A 21,539-nucleotide genomic window follows, 5' to 3' on the forward strand; every position below is an offset into this window, starting at 1 on the left:
CTGATGAACTACTGTGGCTGGATCAGTGCACCGACACCGAAGTAAGGCTGATTGGGCGTGGCGCGGTTCGCCGAACTGGCCGTGACGCCGCCGTTCTCTTCGCCGTTGATGAAGATGCCGTAAAGACCGCCCACCGCAATCAGATTGCCCGCCTTGCCCTGGCTATCGGTCACGCCGATCAGGCCGGGGTGCGTCTGCGTGTAGTCGAGCGTGAACTGGCTCTGCGTCGTCATCGTCGAGGGTTTGAGGAAGCCGGCCTGCTGGCCGTTGATGAGCGTTGCCGTGTAGGCGAAGTTCGAGTCCGCGCCGATGTAGCTGCCGTCGAACGCGCCCGACTTGAGCATCGTCGCGGGCGCGAGCAGGGCGATGCCTGACTCGTCGTCCACGGCGATCTGGTTGCTCAGGCTGATGGTTTCGTTCACGTAGCCGGTGCGTACGACCACGGGCACGATGGCCCCGTTGAGCTTGCCGAGGATCAGGTGCCCGGCGCCGCCCTGGCGGCTCACGATGACGTTGTTGCCGAGATTCAAGGGGAACGGCAACGGTGTGGGCGTCTCGATCTGCGGTGCGTCGGCGCTGTCGAAATAGCTGCCGCTCGTGCTCGCCGCCCATGCATTCGCGGCGGTTGCGCAGCTCGTGTTGGTCGCGCCGCCGGGCACGCTGCAATTGCCGCTGGCGTCGTACTGCTCCTGTGTCACCTTCGCCGCCGGCGCAAAACTGCTGGAAGGCAGGATGTGATAGAGCAGCGCGTTATACGAGCCCTTGAGATCGGCAAGGCTCGTGCTCACCGACGAAAAGCCGATGAACGGATAGAAGTCGAACGTGCGCGGCGCGACGCCGCTGAAGAGCAGATTCGCGGTGGTGTCGCCGTCGATGTTCACGGTCGCGCCCGGAATGCCGCCGCCCGCCACGCCAAAGCCAACATAGATCGTGGGCGGATTGTTGGCGTTGTACGCCGTGGTGTAGGTGCTGCCGTTGATCGTCCCCGTGCCCGCCTGAAGCTGGAACGCACACGTGATCTGCGCGGCGGTGGGCAGCGAGCCCGCGGGCGGATGTTGCACGGCGCCCGTGATGGTGAGGCCGGCACGCGTGTTTTGCACCGAACTCGCCGCCACGGGAATGGGCGAGGTGAGGAACGTGAGCGTGTACGTCATCTTCGTCGGGTCGATGTTCAGGCTCACGACCTCGCCACTGCCTGCGCCGCCCAGATACGTGTTCGCCGCTATGTCCGCCGCGGCGGGACACAGCGCCGTGGCCGTGGGTGCGCTACTGGGCGGGCCCTGGTTCGCGCATGACGAACCCGAGCATTGCGCCGGGGTGATGGGTGCCGGATTACTGGCGGTACCTCCGCCGCAGGCGACCAGCAAAGGGGTCGCGGCCGCGGCCAGCATCAAGCTGCTGCGGACAATGCTCTCCAACATTTGTCTGCCTCCCTGTGTCGTATTTATGCGCAGAAGATTGGATCATGACATTGACCACTGTCAATTGAACGAACCGTCTAAAACGCGTGACGAGGTCGCTTCTGCTTGATGCTTCGCGGTTTGCGCACGCAGCAAGCGGGGTTTTTCCCGAGGCCGCGGTGCACGCGCCGTGCGCCCCTGCGCAATTGGCGTGCCTGAAACGCCTCGTTGACATGTCATCACGATTCGTTGCGTGCGCGACGGTCGCTGAAAGGCAGAGGAAAGCCGACGATGGAATCGCGTTAGTCGACCAATTGATTCGGAATGCAGATGAATATTCGCGTACTGTCTGTGGGTGAGGATATTCGGGAGTAGTCATCGCGCCGCAATGCTCAACGGTGAGTACATACGGGAATGGTCGGCGTGAAGCACTGCACAAACCTGCGTAGCAGGGTGGGCGTCGCAAAGAAAACCAAAGGTGAGCGTGTGCGGGAGCGTAAGTTCACTGCGGTGTGCGCCGCGCGATTTTTCGTCGCACCGTTTCGCACATCGACGGCCATATTGAGGGCTATGTGCCACGTGTTGCGCAACCCAAAGGTGAGTGTTTTCGGGAGCATGAACGCAATTCGGGCCGTTGCTGCGTTGCGGCAGCGTCGCCGCGGGTGGGTCGTGATTCGCGGTATAGTCATTCGCGACAAGAGGCCTCGTTGTGCGCCCTGCGCTTCACCGCCGCCGTGTCCGAGCGGTCTGCAACGGAGTTAATCCATGGGTATCCTGGACAGGCTTTGGCCGCGCGCCCGCGCGAAGCAGGTGCCGGAATCGCCGCAAATCCAGACGCTGATCGGGCGTCTGCTCGTGCTCAGCCCGACGCTCAAGCTCGTGCCCGAGTGGCGCGAACGGCTTGCCCCCGCGCTCGCGCAATCGGTCGCGTATGTGCGCGAGGTGGTGGACCGTATGCCGCCCGCGCGCGAAGCGAGCGCCGCCACGTGGTCGAGCGACCCCTATATTCACGCGTTTTTTGCCGCGCCCGACGAGGTCGGCCATGTGCTGAGCCGCTCGCCCGAGCTGCATGCCTGGTTCGAGAGTCATCCGCTTGCGCGCGAGACTTACGCGGTGCTCGGCATGGCCCTGAACGAGCGGCGCGCCTTCGGCGCTGAGCAGCATGGCGACGATGTGCACACCGATGTCATGCAGACGACGTTGAGCTTCGACGATCATCAGGTGCGCGTGTGCGGCGAAACCGAAAGCGACCTTCGCGAGCAGATCGTGCAGCGCGTGGTCGAGCAGATCGCCCTGGAAGGCCTCGAGCAGATCGGCGCCGACGAGTCGCGCCGCGACGTGCTGGAACAGGAGCGCGCGCTGCTCAGAACGCGCCTGCAACTGCTCACGCGCCACGGCGCGGGGACGCAACGCATGCTGGGCGAGCACGCCGTGCCAAACGTCGCCGAAGTGGCGAAGGTCGAGGCGCAGATTGCGCAGAACGAGAGCGAGATCGCCGCGCTCGGCCTCAAGAGCGAAGCGCTCGAACATCAACTCACGGTGATCTGCAGGGTGCTCGCGAATCCCGCGCAATACACGAACGTCGAAATGCGCGAGATCTGCCTGAGTCCGATGAATGTCCTGCTCGCGAACGGCGGCCCGGGCAACAGCGCCTCGATCATGTTCCCGCTCGCTCGGCTGCCGTCGAGCCCGCAAGGTTTGCGCGCCTTCTCCCTGGTGCGCTTTGCGCGCACCGACCTGCAACCGTTGCCGCGCGTGCTCGTGGAAGACAGCCGCTTCATGATCTGAGCATGGTGCCGCGGTCATAGGTGAGAAGATCCGGGAGCCGTGCGCGTGGCTTTGCGACGGTTCGTCGACGAAGCGTGCCGTAATCACCGTCGCGCGCGATCGGCTGCGGAAGTTTCGTGATCCCGATGGACAGGAGAACCTGGTTCCAGCGCGCAAGATTTTCCTGGTAGTCCCAGGTTAAGGGATGCGAATATTGCCGACTACCAGGTGTTCGCAGTCGAAACCTTGCGTGCTCGAGCGCGAGATGCCAAAAGGTGAGCGTTTTCGGGAACCGTGAGCAACGGTGCGAAATGGCGTATCGAATCGCTAACCGTTTACGCAAAAAGCCCCTTTAGCCGGGGCTTTTTTGTCATCGGCCGCGACAACGGTGCAGGTCCGTCGGCGCGAAAGGTGAGCGTTTTCAGGAGGCGTGAATCAGGCGCCCTGCGACGCCGGCCAGGCAAGCACGGCGTTCGCGTCGATCGAGAAGCGCAGCTCGCCGGTATGCGATGCCGGCGCATCTTCTGCGGCGATATCGAAGGTTTCTCCGGTGATCTCGACGGTAACGTAGCGGTCGCCGTGACGCAGCGACGTCCCCGCAATACGCCCTTGCCAGGCGCCTTCCTGCGTCGCGACGAGCGCGCGCGGCGAGACCCGCCACATTACGCGCGTGCCCACCGCAAGCGAGGTATCTGCGCAGGGCAGGCGCAGTCCCGTCGGCGTTTCGATCGCGCCGCCGGCACGCACGATCCCCTCGCCGACGTTGTGCAGGCCGAGCAGTTCGGCCACGCGCAGCGTGGCGGGCCGCCGGAACACGTCGGCCACGGCGCCCGCCTGCAGCACGCTTCCCTGTTCGATCACGAGCACTTCGTCGGCGAGCAGCGCCGCTTCATCGGGGTCGTGCGTGACGATCACGGTTACCGCGCCGACTTCGCGTTGCAGCGCCCGCAACGACTGCTGCAGACGGCGGCGGCGCGGCGTGTCGAGCGCGGCGAACGGTTCGTCGAACAGCAGCAGTTGCGTGTGCCGCGTGAGCGCGCGCGCGAGCGCTACGCGCTGGCGCTGGCCGAACGAGAGCTGGCGAGGCAGGCGTTCGGTGAGCGCGTCGAGGCCGAGGTGCGCGAGCCAGTAGCGTGCGCTGGCCGCGTCGGCATCGACGGGAAACGCGAGTTGCTGCGCCACCGTCATGTGCGGGAAGAGCCCGTAATCCTGCGGCATGTAGCCGATCTGGCGGCGCTCGGGCGGCAGCGCGCCGAGGTCGGTTGCCCCAAGCGTGACGGAGCCCGCGTCGTTGTGCTCGAGCCCGGCGATGATGCGCAGCGCGAGCGACTTGCCCGAGCCCGAAGGGCCGATGATCGCGAGCCGGCGCGTTTGCGGCTGCCACGCCACATCGAGCGTGAATGCGCCGAGGTGCCGGCGCGCCGCGAAGGCGAGACGCAGGCCGGCGTTTTCGGCCGCGGTGGCGGCCGGCGTGATAGCGGTGAGTTCGTCGCCGTTGTCCACGTTCACCGCCATCGTTGAGCGTGCGCTGCGGCTATAGACGGAGAGCACCGCGCAGATGATCGCAATGCCGAGCGTCGGCAGCAGGAGCGGCATCATCGCGGGCAGGCCCTGGCCGCCGAACACGACGTAGGTATACACAGGCAGCGAATACGGGTGATACGCGACCATCACGGTCGCGCCGAATTCGCCGAACGCGCGCAGCCAGGCGAGCGCGAGCCCCGCGCGGATGGCGGGCCACGCTATGGGCAGCGTAACGCGAAAGAAACGGCTGGCGGCGTGATGGCCGAGCGTGGCGGCGACGTCGTCGTACACGGGATCGACGGCGCTGAACGCCGAGCGTGCCGCGACGATCAGGAAGGGCGCGGCCACGAAGGTCTCGGCGAGCACGATGCCCGTGAAGGAGTCGGTGAGCGAGCCGCCGAAGAGCTGGCCGATGCCGCTATACGGCCCGATGAGAAACAGCAGCAGCACACCGCTCGTGAGCGGCGGCAGCGCGAGCGGCAACTGCACGACGAAGCCGAGCAGGGCAATGCCGCGCGCGCGCGAACGCGCGAGCCAGTAGCCGAGCGGCACGCCGCCCACCAGGATGATGAGCGCGGCCACGCTCGCGCTCGCGACCGAGACGCCCACCGCCGACCAGGTGGCGTGCCAATCGACGCCGGCCCAGTCCGCGTGGCCGATCTGCGGAAGGCTCGCAACGAACGGCGCGCACAGGTAGACCGCGAGCAGTGCGCCGAGCCACCAGAGCGGCTGGGAGCGTTTCACGGCAACCTGTTCGGCACGTTGCGGGGCTTGTGTCATTGCTGTGCGGCGTCGATTACGGCTTGCACCGACGGCGGGATCGCCTGGGTCTGGCCGTTGACGGCAGGCTTCGTCACATCCACGCCGTGCTCGGCGAGCAGCTTGCGGCCTTCTGCCGAGAGCAGGAAGTTCACGAAGCGCGCTGCGCCGGCGCTGTTGGGTGCGTCGTTGAGAATCGTGAGCGTGTAGTTCGCCTTGATCTTCAGTTCGGGCGCGGGGTGGATCGCCGGAATCTTCAGGTCGGACGTTTCGGTCGAGTAGAAGAAGCCCGCGTCGAGCTGACCCGACTGCAGACGGCCAACGAGCGTTTCCTCCGGCAGCACCTGCTCGGGATTCTCCGGCGTGCCAAGCGTTTTCTGCACGAGGTCAGGCTGGTTGTACGCCTGCGCGGCCTTCGTCATGAGCTCGACGGTGAAGGCGCCCTTCGGGTCGAGCTTCGGATCGGTGCGGCCAAGGCGGATGCCCGGTTCCTGCAGCACCTGATCCCACTTCTTCGTCTTGAAGTCGCCGGCGAAACGGCTCTTCGGGTTGTAGCCGATCAGGAGCGGCGATTCGGCGAAATTCACGTACCACGTAACGTGATTGCCGTTGGCCTCGCCCGTCAGGCTCGCGTTGACCTTCGGGCTCGCACTGATGAACACATCGCCGCGGCGCAGCTTGCCCTTGATCTCATTGGCGATCTTGTTCGAGCCGGCTGCATAGCCCTTGAAATGCAGGCCCGTTTCCTTTTCGAACGCGGGGCCCACGCTCTTCTCCATGAGGTTCACGAGCGAGCCTGCATAGAGCACGTTGACATCGGATTCGTCGGCGAATGCGTTGGCGCTCGCACCCATCGCGCCCATCACACCGCTCATCACGACGACTGAAGCCACCAGCTTGCGGATAAACATGTTCGATACCCGTGCGTTATAAAGGCCAATATATTACGATGGACTGCTGTATTCATGTGCTGATTCAAATGGCTATTTTGGTGATCAGTGCGCGTGCGCGTCACACTGACACGGCTAAACTGTCAGTCCAGTCTTTTCCCGGCTCATTGTCCTGTTCAATTGTGGAGGACCTCATGCGTACCAGCGCCCGTAACCATTTCTCCGGCCAGATCAGCGCGGTCAAGGCCGGCGCTGTCAACGACGAAATCACGCTGCGCGCCGACGGCGGCCTCGAGATCGTCGCGATCATCACGCATGGCAGCGCCGCTTCGCTGGGTCTCGCCGCTGGCAAGCCGGCCTTCGCGCTGGTGAAGGCATCGTCGGTGATCCTGATGGTCGACGGCGACGCGAGCAAGGTGTCCACGCGCAACGTCGTGGCGGGCACGGTTTCGTCGGTCACGAAGGGCGGGGTGAATGCGGAAGTCGTGCTCGCGGCGCCGGGCGGCGCGCAGATCGCGGCCATCGTGACGAACGACAGCGTCGATCGTCTCGGCCTCGCGGCGGGCAAGCAGGCTGCGGCGCTCTTCAAGGCATCGAGCGTGATCGTCGGCGTAGACGGTTGATACGCGGCTTCGGTCGCAGGTGAACGCAATGACTCAAGGCAGTCAGGACTCCGGCGCGCCGCCGCGCAATGTCGATGCGCTGGCCGCCGCGCGCAGCGACGCCCTGACGGGGGCGCCAGAGGCGCCGCGCACGCCCGATGCCTGGCTCTTCGCACGGCTCGTCGCGGCGCGCGAGGTGCGCGGCGAATTGCCGTTGCTCGGTCTAACGCGCGCGCAGATCGACGCGCTCGGGGCGCGGCACTTCGTGTGCGCGGTGACGAGCGAAGCGCCGCACACGCACGTGATGGCCGATGCGTCGCAGGCTGCATTCGCCACGGCAATGCATGCCTTTCTCGTGGCGCTTGCCGCGCCACAAAGCGACCCCGACGACGTGCGTTGCCTCGCCGCGATCATTGCCCACGCGTGCCTGCGCCCCGATCATCTGTGGCGCGATCTCGGCCTGCGTGGCCGCGATGACGTGACTGGCATGCTGGAGCGCTTTTTCCCCGAAGTCGTGGCGCGCAACGTGGAAGGCTTGCGCTGGAAGAAGCTGCTGGCGCGTGAACTCGCGCTGGCCTCGGGCGCCACGCCGGGCCCGGCGCCCGGTTGCCCCGGCTGCGAGGACTTCGGCTTCTGTTTTCCTGCTGGTCATTAGCCATCCAGAGGGGAACGGGGTGCGGCACGCATCGTGTATCCTTGCGCGCATGACCAAGTCCCCCAACGATCAACCGCTCGCAGACGCTCGCGTGCCCGCCCAGGCGCAGCAACCGGCCCGACCCGAGGTGCGTTTTCGCATGCGCATCATTCAGGACGGCACGATCGCGCTCGGTCCAGGCAAGGTGTCGCTGCTCGAGGCCGTTCGCGAGCATGGCTCGATCTCGGCTGCGGCGCGCAGCATGAACATGTCGTACCGTCGCGCGTGGCTGCTGATGGATGAACTCAACCGCGCGCTGGAGTCGCCGGCCACGGTCTCGGAGCATGGCGGGCAGAGCGGCGGCGGCAGCATGCTCACGCCCGTGGGCGAAGAGATCGTGCGCCTGTATCGCAGCATCGAGGCGCGCGCCGCGGCGGTCTGCGAGGCCGAGATCGAAGCGCTCGTCAAACTCGTGAAATCCTGACGCGATGTGACGTAGTGACGTGACGCGGCGGCGCACTGCCCCCAACGCCAGGTGCCTAGCCGTGGCGCAGGCAGAACCGCGAGACGGGTACCGCCGCGAGCTTCGGCGTCGCGTTCGCATGTAGCCGCATCATCAACTCGACGAAGCTGGCAAGGCTCGCCGTGCGCAACGGGTGCCACGTGACCTGGTGGCGTTCGCATACGCGCTTGAGCGTGCTCATCGAATCGTGGTCGATGCAGTCGACGGGAAACACCGCGAGATCCGCGTTGGCGAGCGCTGCGGCGAGCAGGCCCTTGCGATCTTCCATGCCGCCGTCGTGCACGGTCAGCTCGCCTCCCGCCGACTCCACCCAGCGCCTGAGCGCGTGATTCGAACCCGGCCTGCCACCCACGTAGACGATCCGGCGCCCCTTGAGCGCATCCTCGGGCAGCGCGCGTTGGGGCTGCGGGTCTTCGTGCGCTTGGGTGGTTTGCTCCATCGCGTGGACTTCGGCGCGCAAGGCGTCAATCAGCGCGTGGGCTTCGTCGAGCTGCGCGCGCAGCGTGTGGAGCGCGGCGGCATCGGCATGCGCGCGCTGCTCGGCGATCTCGCGGCGGCTCGTGTGCAGCGCGACCCGCGCGTCGCGTGCCGCGAGCGCTTCCTGCAGCGCTTCGAGCTGCGCGTGCTGCGTCGTCGTCTCGCGCTGCGCCGCCAGTTGCGCGGTTTGCGCATCGAGGGCATGGCGCGCGGCGTCGCGCTCACGGCTCATCTCGTGCAGACGCGCTTGCTGGCGCTCGATTTTGGCCCGGAGTTCGGCGTTTTCTGCTTCCAGCGCCACGAGGCGGCGCAAGTCCGCGCGATTGGCCGCGCCAACCAGGTGCGAGAGCATGTGCAGCTCGCCGAACGCGGCCTGGCGCACCTCCATCGTCGTGGCCGGATGTGTCATCACCGCCCAGTACGCGGGCGGGATGTCGCCGTTCGCGAGCGCTTCGTTCCAGAGCGCGAGCACGGCCTGCGTGTCGCGCGCACTGGCGAAACGGCGCACCGCGCCGGCATAGCGTGTGTCGAGGGCCTTTTGCAGTGCCTTGCCGCCCGCGCCGCCTTCTATCGCCAGCTCGACCGCGGCGTGGTGGATCTCGAGATCGCTCGCGCGCTGGGCGTCGAGCCGGGTAAATTTCGGGACGAGCTTGCGCAGCTCGTGCGTGCTCAGGCACGTGCCGATGATGGAGCAATGCAGATGGGCGTCGAGTTCGACGAGGCGCGTGCGCTGCCGCGCGCGGGCGAATTCGGCTTGCGAAGGGCCGCAGCAGTCTGCGCTCGTCAGGCCGCGCAGCGTGGTCTCTTCGGCGGGTATGCCGCCCGGCGTGCGGGCGAGGCGGAACGGCGGTGCGTGCATGGTGACCTCTGATCCACTGCGGAACGCGGGGCGGTGCATGGGCGCGTGCGGCGGCTGTGCCTCGACCCGGCCAGGCGCCCCCGGCCAGGCGCCCCCGGGCTAGGCGCGCGCCGACATCGCAATATACCATGGAATATAACGAAGGCCGGTTGGCGGCCAGGGACACGGATCAGGCGGCGGGTTCGCGCACGAGCGTCGCTTCGACGGCGGTGGCGGTGACGGCTTTGGTCACTGAGCGGCCCGCGGCCGCCTCGCGTGAAAGCGTTTCACAGTGCGCTTCGGCCGCGTTGGCATGCTGCGCGAGCACGTGCTCGACGCCGAGCCCGACGAAGGCCGCATCGAGCCGCTCCAGTTCGGCCACGGTGCGGCGCAGCGCTTCGGTATCGAGACAGAACGCGTCGCTGAAAAGCGCATCGCGCGTCTTGTCGAGGCGGCGCGCGTCGCGAATCGCGCGCTTGAGTTCGCGCGGGTGGGCGAAGCGGGCCAGATCGATGCGCCGAGAGAGCGCGACGAGGAGCGGTTGCAGCGACGCCCCGGCTGGCGCCGCGTGCGCGTCACTCATGCCGCCACCGTCAGCGCCTTCGCCACGCGCGAGCATGCGCTCGAAGCGCTCGATGCTGTTGCGCAGGCGCCGGAACGCGTCGATCAGGTCGCGGATCAGCTCCGCGCGCTCGCGCCCTGACGCGGGACGCAGCGTCGTGATCGTGGCCGCGAAGCCGTCCGCGCCGGCCCGCGCGGGTGCGCGACGCACCCGCCGTATCGATGGTGCCGGTGTTGCGCTTACGAGGCGCCGACTACTCGCCAATTCCTGCCTCCGTCTGCTGGATGGTCGTTCGATGTATTCTATAGGATATAACGATTCAGAGACGGAGCGCATGAATCGCGCGGTCCCGTGTTTCTGTGGCGCCACGTCGCATGAATTAAGATTCTTCCTTTGCGCCTCGCTTACTGGCTCGTTGCGCACGCACCCGATTTTTCGCTTTTTCCCGCTGTTCAATGACCACACCTTCTCCGGAGGCGGCGTCCGACGACCCGCCCAGCCTTTCGCGTCATCGCGGTTTCCAGCGCTTTTATGGCGCACGCGTGCTGTCGTCGCTCGCGTTCCAGATGCTCGCCGTCGCCATGGGCTGGCACATCTACGCGCTCACGCATAGCGCGTTCGCGCTCGGTCTCGTCGGCCTCGCGCAGTTCCTGCCGATGTTCTGCCTCACGCTCGTCGTCGGCCACGTGGCGGACCGCTACGACCGCAGACGCATCGCCTCCGTCTGCCAGCTCATCGAATGCGCCGCCGCGCTGACCTTCGCGGCCGGCACCGTCGGCGGCTGGCTGAGCGCGCCGCTCATCTACGCGCTAGCCGCGTGCGTGGGCGCAGCGCGTGCGTTCGAGTCGCCCGCCATTTCGTCCTTGCTGCCGGGCGTCGTGCCGCGCTCGCAGCTGCCGAACGCGACCGCGTGGTCGACCTCGGCGAACCAGACCGCGAACATCGTCGGCCCGGCGCTGGGCGGCCTGCTGTACGGCATCGGCGCGACGCCGGCCTACGCGGCCTGCTCGCTCGCGTTCGCGGCGGCGGCCACGCTCTCGGGCACGATCCCGCTGCGCGCGAAACCGCCCGCGCGTGCGCCCGTCACGCTCGAGTCGGTGTTCTCGGGCATCGCGTTCATCCGTTCGCAGCCCGTCATTCTCGGCGCGCTGTCGCTCGATCTGTTCGCGGTACTGTTCGGCGGCGCGACGGCGCTCTTGCCCGTGTTCGCCCGCGACATCCTGCACGCTGGGCCCATCGCGCTCGGTCTGTTGCGCTCGGCGCCGGCCGCGGGCGCGCTGGCGGGCTCGATCTGGCTCGCACACTTTCCGCTGAGGCGCCGGCCGGGTCTTGCGATGTTCGGCGGCGTGATCGTGTTCGGCTGCGCGACGATTGCGTTCGGGCTCTCGCACAACATCGTCGTGTCGCTGATGGCGCTGGCGGTGCTGGGCGCGTCGGACGTGGTGAGCGTGGTCGTGCGCACGTCGCTCGTGCAGCTGCGCACGCCCGATGAAAAGCTCGGCCGCGTGAGCGCGGTCAATTCGCTTTTCATTGGCACGTCGAACCAGGTTGGCGAGTTCGAGTCGGGGCTCACCGCCGGCTGGTGGGGCGCGCAGCGTGCCGTGCTGGTGGGCGGCGTGGCGACGATCTGCGTCGCGCTGCTGTGGATGCGGCTCTTTCCGGCCCTGCGCGACACGCGCTCGCTCGAGCGCGAAGAGGCGCACGCCACCGCCAGCGCGAACTGATCGCGCGCGGCCGCCTGCGGCGCCCCGTCCCGCCGCTGCCGCGCGCCGGGGTTTGCCGTTATCCTTGCTCCAGGGCCCGCTCGCCGCAGCGGAAGTAGCGGACCGCCGTTTTTCTCATCCACCCATCAAGTCATGCATCCATCGACCATCGCCCCGAGGAGCGCCGCATGCGCGTAGGCCGCCCCGTCAAGGCGCTGCCGCAGCCGCTGTGCGACTACTGCGGCGCGAAAGCGGTGCTCGCGCGCTTTGCCGACGAGGCCTACCCGTATCGCGACGATCATGGCCCGCTCTGGGTCTGCACGCCCTGTGAGGCCTGGATCGGCGTGCCCGCGCGCAGCACGCGCAACGTCCCGCTCGGCCGGCTTGCCAACGCCGCCCTGCGCGACGCCAAGAGCCGTCTGCACGACGCGCTCGAACCGCTGGTGGCCGCGAAGATGCGGCGCGACAAGGTCAACGCCTTCGAAGCGCGCGGCAAGGCCATCCGCTGGCTCGGGGAGGAGCTGGGCTTCGACCTGCCCAATCCGTCGATCCACCTCCTGAGCCTCGAGCAGTGCGAGCAGGCCATCGCCCACATCGAGGCGTTCATGGCCGCGCGGCGCGCCGAGGGCAGGGGCGAGCGCGAACCGCGCTGAGCCGGCCGCCGCCAGCCGCTTGCCCGCCCATCAGGCGATGCGCGGCGCATGTCTGTCACTGATCGTTACATTCGATTTGAGGGTCGGCGCTTAACCTTCGGCGCGCCGTGCCGTTATTGCACGGAACAGACTCTTACTTGCCCTTCCATGGCCAGGACCATCCCTTTTCCGCAGCGCTCGCAAGCCGGTCGCCCCCGACGCAGCAAGTCGATGCTGCTGCCGATCCCGCGCGCGGTCGCCAACGAGCTCGCGCTGCAGGTACATCTCGCGCTCGCCGCGCTGCGCCGCGGCGGCACCGGCGCCGACGCACGCGCCTTGCTCCATGCTCACGTGCTCGCGCAATCGATTGCGGAGGCCGGATATGGCGTGCTCGAGCCGGAACAGGTGCGGGCGGCCGATGCCGCGCTGATCGCCTGCTTCGAGCGCGGCAACACGGGCGGCGGCTGGCAGCTGGACGAAGCGGGCTTCGAGGCGGTTGCGCAGCTCGTGAGTGTGTACGACCGGCAGCTGCAAGGCGCGCCGCTGTGGGCGCTGACCGAGGCAAGCGAGCGGCTCGAGCGCATGGGCGCGGGCGATGCCAGCCAGCAGGCCTTGCGCAAGAGCGCGTGACGTGAGGATGGGGCACGTCGGGTACGCCCCTTGCGGCCAAGTGGAATGACCGTCGCCGCACAGACGCAGTGGGCAGCAGGCAGTATGGTGAAGTGAACGATCCCTCTTCGAAAGACGAGCCGGATCGAGGCGATGGACGGAAGGCCGCCGGCGATGTATCCCCAAAAAGTGCATGGCCGCTCCGGTCGAGCCTGGGATGCGCTGGAGCGAACCTGGGGCGAGCCCAACGCGGGCCGCCGGCGGGCGCTGTGGCGACATTGGCACGAGATTTGACGCGGGACGCGAATCGTGTTGACTTCGGACAGGTGGCGCGCCTAAAATTCGCCCGTCTTAACAAAAGGGGCTGACGCCTTGGACAGTAGCAGTTGTCGATCTTCGAACAGTTTCGCTGCCTGACCGGCAGGACGTCCGCGCTCCCTTTCTTTCAGCCGCCGTCTTGCCAGCCAGGCAGATGGTGCGCGTCCAGCAGTAGATCCTCGTGCACTCTTGAATAGCGTCGACCGACGCCGCAGCGCCTTGACCGTATCAAGCGCCGCGGATGGCCGACATCGCGCCGTAAGCCCGCCCTGATCGATGTGCGCTTGCGGCACGGTTCGTTCGTTGCGCCCTGCGCGCGACGCGCGGATCGACACATGCGCGCTTTGCAGCCCTTGAAGCCGCTTCGCGTTCGAGCCACCGGCTCGATGCAAGCCCTGGGGTCAGCCGCCGTGACGATAAGGAGTTCCGATGTCTGACAGTGACAGTTATCCGTTATGCCGCTTCCTTTTGAATTGCACTGAGGAAAGCGGGCAGACGCGAGCCGCCGCGCGCTGAACGAAGCGCTCTGCCGGGTCTGCTGGCTTTCCTCCTCAACGCGTCCCCCGCGACGCCAGGAGAACCAGTATGAACTTCGGCCTTCTTTTGCCGCATCTGTCGCAACTGCAGCAAACGCAGCACACCCTCCATCCCGATGTGCTCGGCGCGCGTGAGCGTGCGAGCGCCCCGCCGCCCTGCCGGGAATCGCAACTCGCCGCGCGCTGGCGAGACCTGCGAGCGCGCGTGTTTCGGGTCTGAATCAGACAAGCAGTAACGGATCCCCGCGCGTATGCCCAGCCGGCCGGGCCGGCCCTACGCGCTGCGCGAGGGATTCGCGCAATAACTCATCGCCGGTGCTTCGACATGAACCAGTTCAACCACACATTGCGAACGACCCGCCGCGCAGCGCGCGCCTGCGCCGGCGTGCTCGTGCCCACGCCTGTACTCGCCAACGGAGGCCGCTAATGGAGTTCAGCTTCAACCTGAACCGCACGGCCAACGCCTCGGCGTGGCGCGTGCTGCCGAACCGCTGGGACTTCGTGGCGTTCCCGCTGATGATCGGCCTCATTGCGATGGCGGCCGTGGGCTTTCACGAAACGATGGCGCCCATCGCGACGTTGAAGGCGCAGCCCATCTCGCTCGATCCCGCGAACCTGCCCGAGTACGCCATGCGCACCACGCTGCGCATGCTCGCGGCGATGGTGGCGTCGCTGATCTTCACGCTCGTCTACGGCACGCTCGCGGCGAAGAGCCGCCGCGCGGGCCAGGTGCTCGTGCCGATTCTCGACATCCTGCAGTCGGTGCCGGTGCTCGGCTACATCTCGTTCACGGTCACGTTCTTCCTCGCGCTGTTTCCCTCGCGCGTGCTCGGTGCCGAACTCGCGGCGATCTTCGCGATCTTCACGAGCCAGGCCTGGAACATGACGTTCAGCTTCTACCAGTCACTGCGCACGGTGCCGCGCGATCTGGACGAAGTCTCGCGAAGTTTCCACCTCACGGGCTGGCAGCGCTTCTGGAAGCTCGAAGTGCCGTTCTCGATGCCGGGCCTCATCTGGAACATGATGATGTCGATGTCGGGCGGCTGGTTCTTCGTGGTGGCCTCCGAAGCCATCACGGTGGGCAACAACACGATCACGCTGCCGGGTGTCGGCGCGTATCTCGCACAGGCCATCACCGAGAAGAACCTGCACGCGGTGGGCTGGGTAATTCTGGCGATGACCGTCGTGATTCTCGCCTATGACCAACTCCTGTTCCGCCCGCTCGTGGCCTGGGCCGACAAGTTCCGCATGGAGACGACGAGTTCTGGTGATGCCCCCGAGTCGTGGCTGCTCGACCTGATTCGCCGCACGCGCCTCATTCACCGCCTGCTCGTGCCGATGGGCTTCCTGCTCGCCACGCTCGCACGCGTGCCGTTCCGAGTGCAATTGCCGAAGGCGCTGCCTGTCGTGACCACGGTAAGCAAGCGCTCGCGCATCGGCGACATCGTCTGGGCCGTGCTCGTGATCGCGCTGACCGTGTTCGTGGTGTGGCGCGTGGTGGCCTATGTGCGCACGGGCGTCACGCTCGATGAAGTCTGGCACGTGTTCGTGCTCGGCCTCATCACGCTCCTGCGCGTGCTGCTCTTGATCGCCATCGCTTCGGTGATCTGGGTGCCGCTCGGCGTGCTGATCGGCCTGCGCCCGTCGCTCGCCGAGAAGGTCCAGCCGCTCGCGCAGTTTCTCGCGGCGTTCCCGGCGAACCTGCTGTTCCCGGTGTTCGTGATCGTGATCGTGCGCTTTCACCTGAACCCGGACATCTGGCTCTCGCCGCTCATCGTGCTCGGCACGCAGTGGTACATCCTCTTCAACGTGATCGCGGGTGCCAGCGCGTATCCGAACGACTACAAGGAAGCGGCCACGAACTTCCGCATTCGCGGCTGGCAATGGTGGAAGAAGGCCATGCTGCCGGGCATTTTCCCGTACTACATCACGGGCGCGATCACGGCTTCCGGTGGCGCATGGAACGCGAGCATCGTCTCCGAGTTCGTGCAGTGGGGCGACACGAAAGTCGTCGCGCATGGCCTCGGCGCGTACATCGCACAAACGACCGCCGCCGGCGACTTCCCGAAGATCATTCTGGGCATCGCGATGATGTCCCTGTTCGTTACGTTGTTCAACCGCGTGCTCTGGCGTCCGCTGTATGCCTACGCCGAGTCCCGGCTGCGCCTCGATTGAGATGGAGTGACATTATGCTGAATCCGAAAATCGTCTCATCCGATCTGCTGCCGATGCGGCCCGCTCCCGGCCAGGAAGTGCTCGCCGTCAAGCATGTTTCGCGCGGCTTCGCGAAGAAAGAGGACGAGCGCCTCGTGCTCGACGATGTGAACCTCACGCTGCGCGAGGGCGAGATCGTCGGCTTGCTGGGCCGTTCCGGCTCGGGCAAATCTACGCTGCTGCGCATCATCTCCGGGCTCATCGAGCCGACCGAAGGCGAGGTGAACTGGCTCGGCAAGCCGCTCGAAGGACCCGCCGAAGGCGTGTCGATGGTGTTCCAGACCTTCGCGCTATTCCCGTGGCTCACCGTGCTGCAGAACGTGGAAGCGGGCCTCGAAGCGCAAGGCGTCGGCGCACGCGAGCGGCGCGAGCGCGCGCTTGCGGCCATCGACCTGATCGGTCTGGACGGCTTCGAAAACGCGTATCCGCGTGAGCTTTCCGGCGGCATGCGCCAACGCGTGGGTTTCGCTCGCGCGCTCGTGGTCGACCCGACGCTCCTGCTCATGGACGAGCCGTTCTCCGCGCTCGACGTGCTGACCGCCGAAACGCTGCGTACCGATTTGCTCGACCTGTGGACGCAAGGGCGTTTGCCGATCAAGTCCGTGCTGATCGTCACGCACAACATCGAGGAAGCGGTGTTCATGTGCGACCGCATTCTCGTGTTGTCGTCGAATCCGGGGCGCGTGTCGGCCGAGATCAAGGTGCCGTTCAAGCATCCGCGCAACCGTCTCGACCCGGCGTTCCGCAAGCTCGTCGACGACATCTACGCGAAGATGACGGCGCGCGAAGCCGCCGAGGCCACGACTCGCCGTCTCGAAGTGGGCAGCCGTCTGCCGGACGTGTCGACCAACATCATGGCGGGTCTGATCGAGACGCTGGCGGCCGCGCCGTATCACGGCCGCGCCGACATGCCGGAAATCGCGCGCTCGCTGCATCTGGAAGTCGACGACCTGTTCCCGATCGTGGAAATGCTGCAGCAGCTCGGCTTCGCCGACGTGCGCGAAGGCGATGTGCTGCTCACGCCGCCCGCTCGCGTGTTTGCGGAGATGGGCACGCAGGCGCGCAAGCTCATGTTCGCCGACCACCTGCTGCGCAACGTGCCGCTCGCGGCGCGGATCAAGAAGGTGCTCGACGAGCGGCCCGGCCATCGTGCGCCGCGCGTGCGCTTCGAGCAGGAGCTGGAGGACGTGCTTTCCGATGTCGACGCCGAAGAAACGCTCGATACCGTGATCGAGTGGGCGCGTTACGGCGAGGTCTTCTCGTACAACGACCAGTCGGAAATCTTCAGTTTCGAGGACGTCGAGGCGTAACGCCTGCGCCCTTGCAAAAACAAGAACGGGCGGCGAGGGTGACACCTCAACCGCCCGTTTTTTTGCCTGCAGAATCTGCTGGCCTTACTGGCCGATTCCGAGCAGCTCGATTTCGAACGTGAGGTCGCTGTTCGGCGGGATCGGGCCGACCGCGCGATCGCCATAAGCGGTCGCCGCCGGGCAGGTCAGCTTCGCCTTGCCGCCGACCTTCATCTTCTGCACGCCCTGGGTCCAGCACGGAATCACGCGATTGAGCGGGAAGGTCGCCGCCCCGCCATGCTTGTCGGAGCTGTCGAATTCGGTGCCGTTCGCGAGCGTGCCGCGATAGTTCACGCGCACGACGTCGGTGGCGCTGGGTTGCGGACCGGTGCCTTGCTTGATGTGCTCGACGATGACGCCCGACGGCAACTTGTCGATGGGGTTGGCGGCGAACGCGGTCGTTGCAACGGTGGCAGCGGCGACCAGGGCAATCAGTGATTTCATGAGAGATCCTCGTTGAATGGCAAATCGATTATATCGGGCGCGCGGCCCGGGTCCCGGTTCGTTGCCGGTACGACGGTTCAGGCGCTCGCGTACGGCGTGCCGTCCTTGTGCAGAAACCGTCCGTCGCTGCTGGGGCTGATCATGTCGACGTCGGAGCAGGTGATGACGTCTGCCGGCGAACGCGAGCCGACTTCGAGATACACGGCGACGCGATCCGACCGGTTGATCATGTGGTGCCCGTTGCCGGAGTGCTTCGCAAACGCCGCGCAGTCGCCCGCGCGCAGCACGGTTTCGCCATCGTCCTCGATCAGGGTCAACTTGCCTTCGAGGACATAGACGAATTCATCTTCGTCCGAATGCCAGTGACGCTGGCTCGACCAGTTGCCCGGCGGCAAGTGCATGAAGTTGACGCCAAAGTCGCGCAGACCGCCGGCGTCGCCGAGCCGCTGGCGGATACGCTCGGCGCATGGCGCGTCGAATGGCGCGGGATAGCCGGTGCCCTGACGCTTTGGCACGCTCGCGATGTCGATCTTCGGCATGGACGACTCCACAATTTGCGAAGGCAGAGGCAAAGGTGAGCTTCTTCGGGACTCACCGCGCCGCGCGTGCGGCGCACCATGCCACCGCTCGCAGACCCTTGATTAGACGGAGAACTTTACCCTGCCAGCGTTGCGCCGCGAGGTGGCTTGCGGCGTATCGGTGAGACTTTTCGGGAGATCGGCCGAGTGAAGCGACGGGTGAGGCCGGCGCGCGTAAGGCGCGCACCGGCTAGTGTGTCGATGCATCAATTCGGCTTGCCGCTCGACGACCCATTGCCGTCGCCCGATGCACCGGCGCGGCCAGTGCGCGCCTTGCCGCCTTGCGAAGCCGTCTTCGAAGCGCCGTGCGCCTGCGCCCGCGCGCGATCGTTGTCGGTGGCGTCGTCGTCGTGATGGTCGTCGCCGTACGTATGCCCTTCGACATCGTCACCGCGCGCCATGCCGACGAGGAAGTTGCGCTGCGGATTCGCCAGTTCGATGCCGCGTTCCGTGAAGCGCAGCAACACGCGTTTGTTGAACTCGCGCTGCACGCCCCAGCGCGCCGAGTCCTTGCACTGAATCTGCCCGACGAGCGTGACGGCCGCGCCATCCACCTGATCGACGCCCCAGTACGCGAAGTCGCTGAGAATGCCGTTCTTGAACGCGTCTTCCTTGCGGATCTCGGCGCCGATGTCCTTGAGCGTGTCGATGGCGCGCTGCAGATCCACGCCATGCGCGATCTGCACCTTCACCGCCGCGTTGCCGATGCCGCGATTCGTGTTGTTCACCGTCGTCACCGAGCTGAACGGCACGGTGTAGAGCGAACCGTCGCCGCCGCGCAGGCGCACGGTGCGGATCGAGAGAAACTCGACCGTGCCCGAGACGCCCGCCACCGTCACCCAGTCGCCCACCTGCATGGCGTTTTCCGTCAGCAGGAAGATGCCGGTGATGAAGTCCTGCACGAGCTTTTGCGAGCCAAAGCCGAGCGCCACGCCGAAGATACTCGCGCCCGCTATCAGCGGCGCGGTGTTCACGCCGAGCTGCGAGAGCGCGGTGAGCCCGACCACGACGAGGATCGACACGAGCAGCGTGGTGCGGAACATCGGCAAGAGCGTGCGCAGACGCGCGGCGCGCACGAAGTCGCCCGCGTCGGTCCAGGCGTTCAGGCGCCGCTCGGCCGCGCCGTTCGCAAACTCCCAGATCGCGACGGCGGCAATGACGGCGATCACGATAGTGAGGAGTGCAGAGCCCAGCAGATGCCCCATCGGCGCGAGCGCGAGAATGCGTGCGGGACGCAGGCCCCAGACGTGCAGCAGCAGGTCGAGCGTGACGATCCAGATCGCCACGACGACGATGCGTCGCAGCGCCGGGTAATAGCGATACGCACGGCGCTGGCCGAAGCTCATCTTCTCCTGATCCTCGCGCAAGCCGAACGCGCGGCTCAACGCGCCGAGCAGCACGATGGCGCTCACGCGCGCGGCGAGCAGGACGACGAGCGAGAGTCCACCGGCGCGCAGCAGCGCCGCGTAGCCGCCGCGCAGATCGAGCGCCCAGACGAACCAGAGCGCCAGGACGACGAAGAGCGCGACGCCAACCCAGATGTCGGCAAACCATTGCATGAACCAGGCATACGAGCCATGGCGCGCGGCGGCGGCGCGCATGGCGTCGGCCACGGGGCGGCGCAACTGCAGGATCATCACGGCGAGCGCGAGGTGGCCGACCAGCGTGACGACCTTCACGAGCGCGAGATGCGCGTCCTCGGTCATGCCGAGCGGCACCGCGCCGCCGATCGCCCCGCCCACACCGCCGATCACGACGATGCGTACGAGCCAGCGCTGCGCGTAAGCGGCCCAGTCGTCGGGCAGCGGCACGAGGCGCAGCGCGGCGGCGTCGGGGGCGAACAGCAGCTTGCCGAACATCACGATCACGCGGCAGATCACGTACGTATCGACGATCTGGCCCACGGCTTCGGCGGGCGCGGCGTCGTCGGGGCCGAAGAGCGACAGCACGCCCGCGGCGCACAGGCCGAAGGCGACCACGGGCACGACTTCGAGCAGCATCACGAGCAACGCGCCCGGCAGACGCTGCAAGAGGCGCCAGTGATGCGCCCCACGCAGCGCGTGGTACGCCTCTTTCGCGCGGTCCGCGGCGGTCTTCGGCGTGGCGCCGGCGTTGTCCTCGGCTTGCGCCGCGACCACGGTGGCGCGCGCTGCGGCGTTGGCGCTGGCGTTCGCGTTGGGGCCGGCGTTCGGGTCGCTGTCCTTGTCGTCCTTGCCGTCCTTGCCCTCGGCCGGTTCCATGCCGGCGGCTTCGCGCAGGGCGTCCTGTTCCGCGTCGGCCTTCGCATCGGCGGCTTTCGCCTGCGCGGCGAGCGCGAGGCTCGTGCCCGTCGCTTCAGGCGTTTGTGGCTGCGGCGTCGGTGTGCCGCCTTGCGCGGGGCCGGCGTCCTCGCGCTGTTTCGCGGCCTGATGCGCGGCAATGGCGCGCTCCGGCGTGGCGACGACGCGGCGCAGCAGCGTGGCGAGCGCGAGCGCGGGCACCAGCGTGAGCAGCAGCACACGCAGGAGCGCGAGCAGCAGCGCGTGGCCTTCCGGCGTGTTCAGGTGGTCCTGCCACCAGTTGCGCGTGGACCAGAGGCCGAGCAGCGTCGCGAACGTATGGTTCAGATGCTGGCCGATCGTGCGTGCGCCGTGCGCGGCGTGATCGGCGATCTGCACGACCAGACCGTTGGAGCGCAGTGCGCCCGCCAGCGGCGCCGAAGCGGGTGTGGCCGCCGCCGCGCCGGAGGCCGCGGCGGGCGCACTGGCCGGCGCGCTCGCCGAGGCGGGCACGGCCAGCGCGCCGGCGGCAGCGATGGCGCGCAGCGTGTCTTCCATGTGGCCGCGCTGCACGGGATCGTCGAGAACCTGCAGGGCGGCTTGCGCCTGGGTGGGCGTGAGCGCCACGGGGGCGGCCGGGTTGGCCGCGTTGGCGCTAGTGGCGGGCGCGGCAGGCTGGGCGGGATGCGCTGGGCTCGTGCCGGGCCTGAGCGCTTCGGCGACGGTGGCCGGTGTCGCCGCCGCCGCACTCGACGCGCCGAGCGCGAGCGTCAGGCCGGCTGAAACGGCGAGGACGGCGACGAGAGCATGCAGGCGCGATGCGCGCGGGAACCGAAAGGCAGAAGAAAGGGACATCCTTGTCATTGGCTTACGGGTCGCGACTGCGGCGACCCTTCAGTGGCGGCGGAGGAAAAGACAGCGG

The 21,539-nt window shown here is 67.1% G+C and carries 18 protein-coding genes; 10 read left to right on the forward strand and 8 right to left on the reverse strand.

The window, feature by feature from the left end; all coding sequences use genetic code 11:
- Positions 1-8 precede the first annotated feature (8 nt).
- Complete coding sequence (locus AB4Y40_RS19345) at positions 9-1,421, reverse strand: DUF2957 domain-containing protein (RefSeq protein ID WP_368689141.1); 1,413 nt, start codon at positions 1,419-1,421, stop codon at positions 9-11.
- 744 nt (positions 1,422-2,165) lie between these two features.
- Between AB4Y40_RS19345 and AB4Y40_RS19350 the strand changes: the two genes are divergently transcribed.
- Entirely contained in the window at positions 2,166-3,188 is a 1,023-nt protein-coding gene (locus tag AB4Y40_RS19350; RefSeq protein WP_368689142.1) for a hypothetical protein, read from the forward strand.
- Between the two features lie 414 nt (positions 3,189-3,602).
- On the opposite strand, the gene AB4Y40_RS19355 is transcribed toward AB4Y40_RS19350, so the two are convergent.
- Together AB4Y40_RS19355 and AB4Y40_RS19360 are read right to left on the reverse strand one after the other, a co-directional pair.
- On the reverse strand, positions 3,603-5,471 hold the full coding sequence (locus AB4Y40_RS19355; protein WP_368689143.1) for an ATP-binding cassette domain-containing protein: 1,869 nt from the start codon (positions 5,469-5,471) through the stop codon (positions 3,603-3,605).
- Positions 5,468-6,361 carry an extracellular solute-binding protein gene (locus AB4Y40_RS19360; RefSeq protein WP_368689144.1) on the reverse strand — a complete coding sequence of 298 codons (894 nt, stop codon included), beginning with the start codon at positions 6,359-6,361 and terminating at the stop codon, positions 5,468-5,470. The genes AB4Y40_RS19355 and AB4Y40_RS19360 overlap by 4 nt, the downstream gene beginning before the upstream one ends.
- Before the next feature lie 173 nt (positions 6,362-6,534).
- Between AB4Y40_RS19360 and AB4Y40_RS19365 the strand changes: the two genes are divergently transcribed.
- From AB4Y40_RS19365 to AB4Y40_RS19375, 3 genes are all read left to right on the forward strand, one after another.
- Positions 6,535-6,963 carry a molybdopterin-binding protein gene (locus AB4Y40_RS19365; protein WP_368689145.1) on the forward strand — a complete coding sequence of 143 codons (429 nt, stop codon included), beginning with the start codon at positions 6,535-6,537 and terminating at the stop codon, positions 6,961-6,963.
- Between the two features lie 28 nt (positions 6,964-6,991).
- Positions 6,992-7,597 (forward strand): nitrogen fixation protein NifQ, encoded by a 606-nt coding sequence (locus AB4Y40_RS19370; protein ID WP_368689146.1) that lies wholly within the window; start codon positions 6,992-6,994, stop codon positions 7,595-7,597.
- A gap of 139 nt (positions 7,598-7,736) precedes the next feature.
- Positions 7,737-8,060 carry a winged helix-turn-helix domain-containing protein gene (locus tag AB4Y40_RS19375; protein WP_133183914.1) on the forward strand — a complete coding sequence of 108 codons (324 nt, stop codon included), beginning with the start codon at positions 7,737-7,739 and terminating at the stop codon, positions 8,058-8,060.
- A gap of 55 nt (positions 8,061-8,115) precedes the next feature.
- On the opposite strand, the gene AB4Y40_RS19380 is transcribed toward AB4Y40_RS19375, so the two are convergent.
- Positions 8,116-9,435, reverse strand: coding sequence for a DUF2325 domain-containing protein (locus AB4Y40_RS19380; RefSeq protein WP_368689147.1), 1,320 nt, complete (start codon positions 9,433-9,435; stop codon positions 8,116-8,118).
- Positions 9,436-9,604: 169 nt separating this feature from the next.
- Entirely contained in the window at positions 9,605-10,186 is a 582-nt protein-coding gene (locus AB4Y40_RS19385; protein ID WP_368689148.1) for a hypothetical protein, read from the reverse strand.
- 245 nt (positions 10,187-10,431) lie between these two features.
- On the opposite strand from AB4Y40_RS19385, the gene AB4Y40_RS19390 reads away from it, so the two are divergent.
- The 6 genes from AB4Y40_RS19390 to AB4Y40_RS19415 all read left to right on the forward strand — a co-directional run bounded on the left by AB4Y40_RS19390 (position 10,432) and on the right by AB4Y40_RS19415 (position 17,298).
- Positions 10,432-11,700, forward strand: coding sequence for an MFS transporter (locus AB4Y40_RS19390; RefSeq protein WP_368689149.1), 1,269 nt, complete (start codon positions 10,432-10,434; stop codon positions 11,698-11,700).
- 167 nt (positions 11,701-11,867) lie between these two features.
- On the forward strand, positions 11,868-12,332 hold the full coding sequence (locus tag AB4Y40_RS19395; protein ID WP_368689150.1) for a zinc-finger-containing protein: 465 nt from the start codon (positions 11,868-11,870) through the stop codon (positions 12,330-12,332).
- Between the two features lie 210 nt (positions 12,333-12,542).
- The gene (locus tag AB4Y40_RS19400) at positions 12,543-12,941 is read left to right on the forward strand and encodes a hypothetical protein (protein ID WP_368689151.1); all 399 of its coding nucleotides are present in this window, start codon (positions 12,543-12,545) and stop codon (positions 12,939-12,941) included.
- Between the two features lie 882 nt (positions 12,942-13,823).
- Positions 13,824-13,994 carry a hypothetical protein gene (locus AB4Y40_RS19405; protein ID WP_368689152.1) on the forward strand — a complete coding sequence of 57 codons (171 nt, stop codon included), beginning with the start codon at positions 13,824-13,826 and terminating at the stop codon, positions 13,992-13,994.
- 206 nt (positions 13,995-14,200) lie between these two features.
- A complete protein-coding gene (locus AB4Y40_RS19410) occupies positions 14,201-15,949 on the forward strand; it encodes an ABC transporter permease (protein ID WP_368689153.1) in 1,749 nt (582 codons plus the stop codon).
- A 14-nt stretch (positions 15,950-15,963) separates the two neighbouring features.
- Positions 15,964-17,298: an AAA-associated domain-containing protein gene (locus tag AB4Y40_RS19415; protein WP_069261521.1), complete on the forward strand. Its 1,335-nt coding sequence runs from the start codon at positions 15,964-15,966 to the stop codon at positions 17,296-17,298.
- 84 nt (positions 17,299-17,382) lie between these two features.
- On the opposite strand, the gene AB4Y40_RS19420 is transcribed toward AB4Y40_RS19415, so the two are convergent.
- The 3 genes from AB4Y40_RS19420 to AB4Y40_RS19430 form a co-directional block, all read right to left on the reverse strand.
- Positions 17,383-17,781, reverse strand: coding sequence for an FKBP-type peptidyl-prolyl cis-trans isomerase (locus tag AB4Y40_RS19420; RefSeq protein ID WP_368689154.1), 399 nt, complete (start codon positions 17,779-17,781; stop codon positions 17,383-17,385).
- Between the two features lie 77 nt (positions 17,782-17,858).
- A complete protein-coding gene (locus tag AB4Y40_RS19425; protein WP_368689155.1) occupies positions 17,859-18,320 on the reverse strand; it encodes a cupin domain-containing protein in 462 nt (153 codons plus the stop codon).
- 245 nt (positions 18,321-18,565) lie between these two features.
- Entirely contained in the window at positions 18,566-21,472 is a 2,907-nt protein-coding gene (locus AB4Y40_RS19430) for a mechanosensitive ion channel family protein (RefSeq protein ID WP_368689156.1), read from the reverse strand.
- Positions 21,473-21,539: the final 67 nt, after the last annotated feature.

The organism is Paraburkholderia sp. EG287B (genome assembly GCF_040965595.1).
Taxonomy (GTDB): Bacteria; Pseudomonadota; Gammaproteobacteria; order Burkholderiales; family Burkholderiaceae; genus Paraburkholderia.

Bases quoted from the DNA above. Each gene is read 5' to 3' on its own strand.
- AB4Y40_RS19345 (WP_368689141.1), bottom strand. From the start codon at position 1,421: ATGTTGGAGAGCATTGTCCGCAGCAGCTTGATGCTGGCCGCGGCCGCG.
- AB4Y40_RS19350 (WP_368689142.1), top strand. From the start codon at position 2,166: ATGGGTATCCTGGACAGGCTTTGGCCGCGCGCCCGCGCGAAGCAGGTG.
- AB4Y40_RS19355 (WP_368689143.1), bottom strand. From the start codon at position 5,471: ATGACACAAGCCCCGCAACGTGCCGAACAGGTTGCCGTGAAACGCTCC.
- AB4Y40_RS19360 (WP_368689144.1), bottom strand. From the start codon at position 6,361: ATGTTTATCCGCAAGCTGGTGGCTTCAGTCGTCGTGATGAGCGGTGTG.
- AB4Y40_RS19365 (WP_368689145.1), top strand. From the start codon at position 6,535: ATGCGTACCAGCGCCCGTAACCATTTCTCCGGCCAGATCAGCGCGGTC.
- AB4Y40_RS19370 (WP_368689146.1), top strand. From the start codon at position 6,992: ATGACTCAAGGCAGTCAGGACTCCGGCGCGCCGCCGCGCAATGTCGAT.
- AB4Y40_RS19375 (WP_133183914.1), top strand. From the start codon at position 7,737: ATGCGCATCATTCAGGACGGCACGATCGCGCTCGGTCCAGGCAAGGTG.
- AB4Y40_RS19380 (WP_368689147.1), bottom strand. From the start codon at position 9,435: ATGCACGCACCGCCGTTCCGCCTCGCCCGCACGCCGGGCGGCATACCC.
- AB4Y40_RS19390 (WP_368689149.1), top strand. From the start codon at position 10,432: ATGACCACACCTTCTCCGGAGGCGGCGTCCGACGACCCGCCCAGCCTT.
- AB4Y40_RS19395 (WP_368689150.1), top strand. From the start codon at position 11,868: ATGCGCGTAGGCCGCCCCGTCAAGGCGCTGCCGCAGCCGCTGTGCGAC.
- AB4Y40_RS19400 (WP_368689151.1), top strand. From the start codon at position 12,543: ATGCTGCTGCCGATCCCGCGCGCGGTCGCCAACGAGCTCGCGCTGCAG.
- AB4Y40_RS19405 (WP_368689152.1), top strand. From the start codon at position 13,824: ATGAACTTCGGCCTTCTTTTGCCGCATCTGTCGCAACTGCAGCAAACG.
- AB4Y40_RS19410 (WP_368689153.1), top strand. From the start codon at position 14,201: ATGGAGTTCAGCTTCAACCTGAACCGCACGGCCAACGCCTCGGCGTGG.
- AB4Y40_RS19415 (WP_069261521.1), top strand. From the start codon at position 15,964: ATGCTGAATCCGAAAATCGTCTCATCCGATCTGCTGCCGATGCGGCCC.
- AB4Y40_RS19420 (WP_368689154.1), bottom strand. From the start codon at position 17,781: ATGAAATCACTGATTGCCCTGGTCGCCGCTGCCACCGTTGCAACGACC.
- AB4Y40_RS19425 (WP_368689155.1), bottom strand. From the start codon at position 18,320: ATGCCGAAGATCGACATCGCGAGCGTGCCAAAGCGTCAGGGCACCGGC.
- AB4Y40_RS19430 (WP_368689156.1), bottom strand. From the start codon at position 21,472: ATGTCCCTTTCTTCTGCCTTTCGGTTCCCGCGCGCATCGCGCCTGCAT.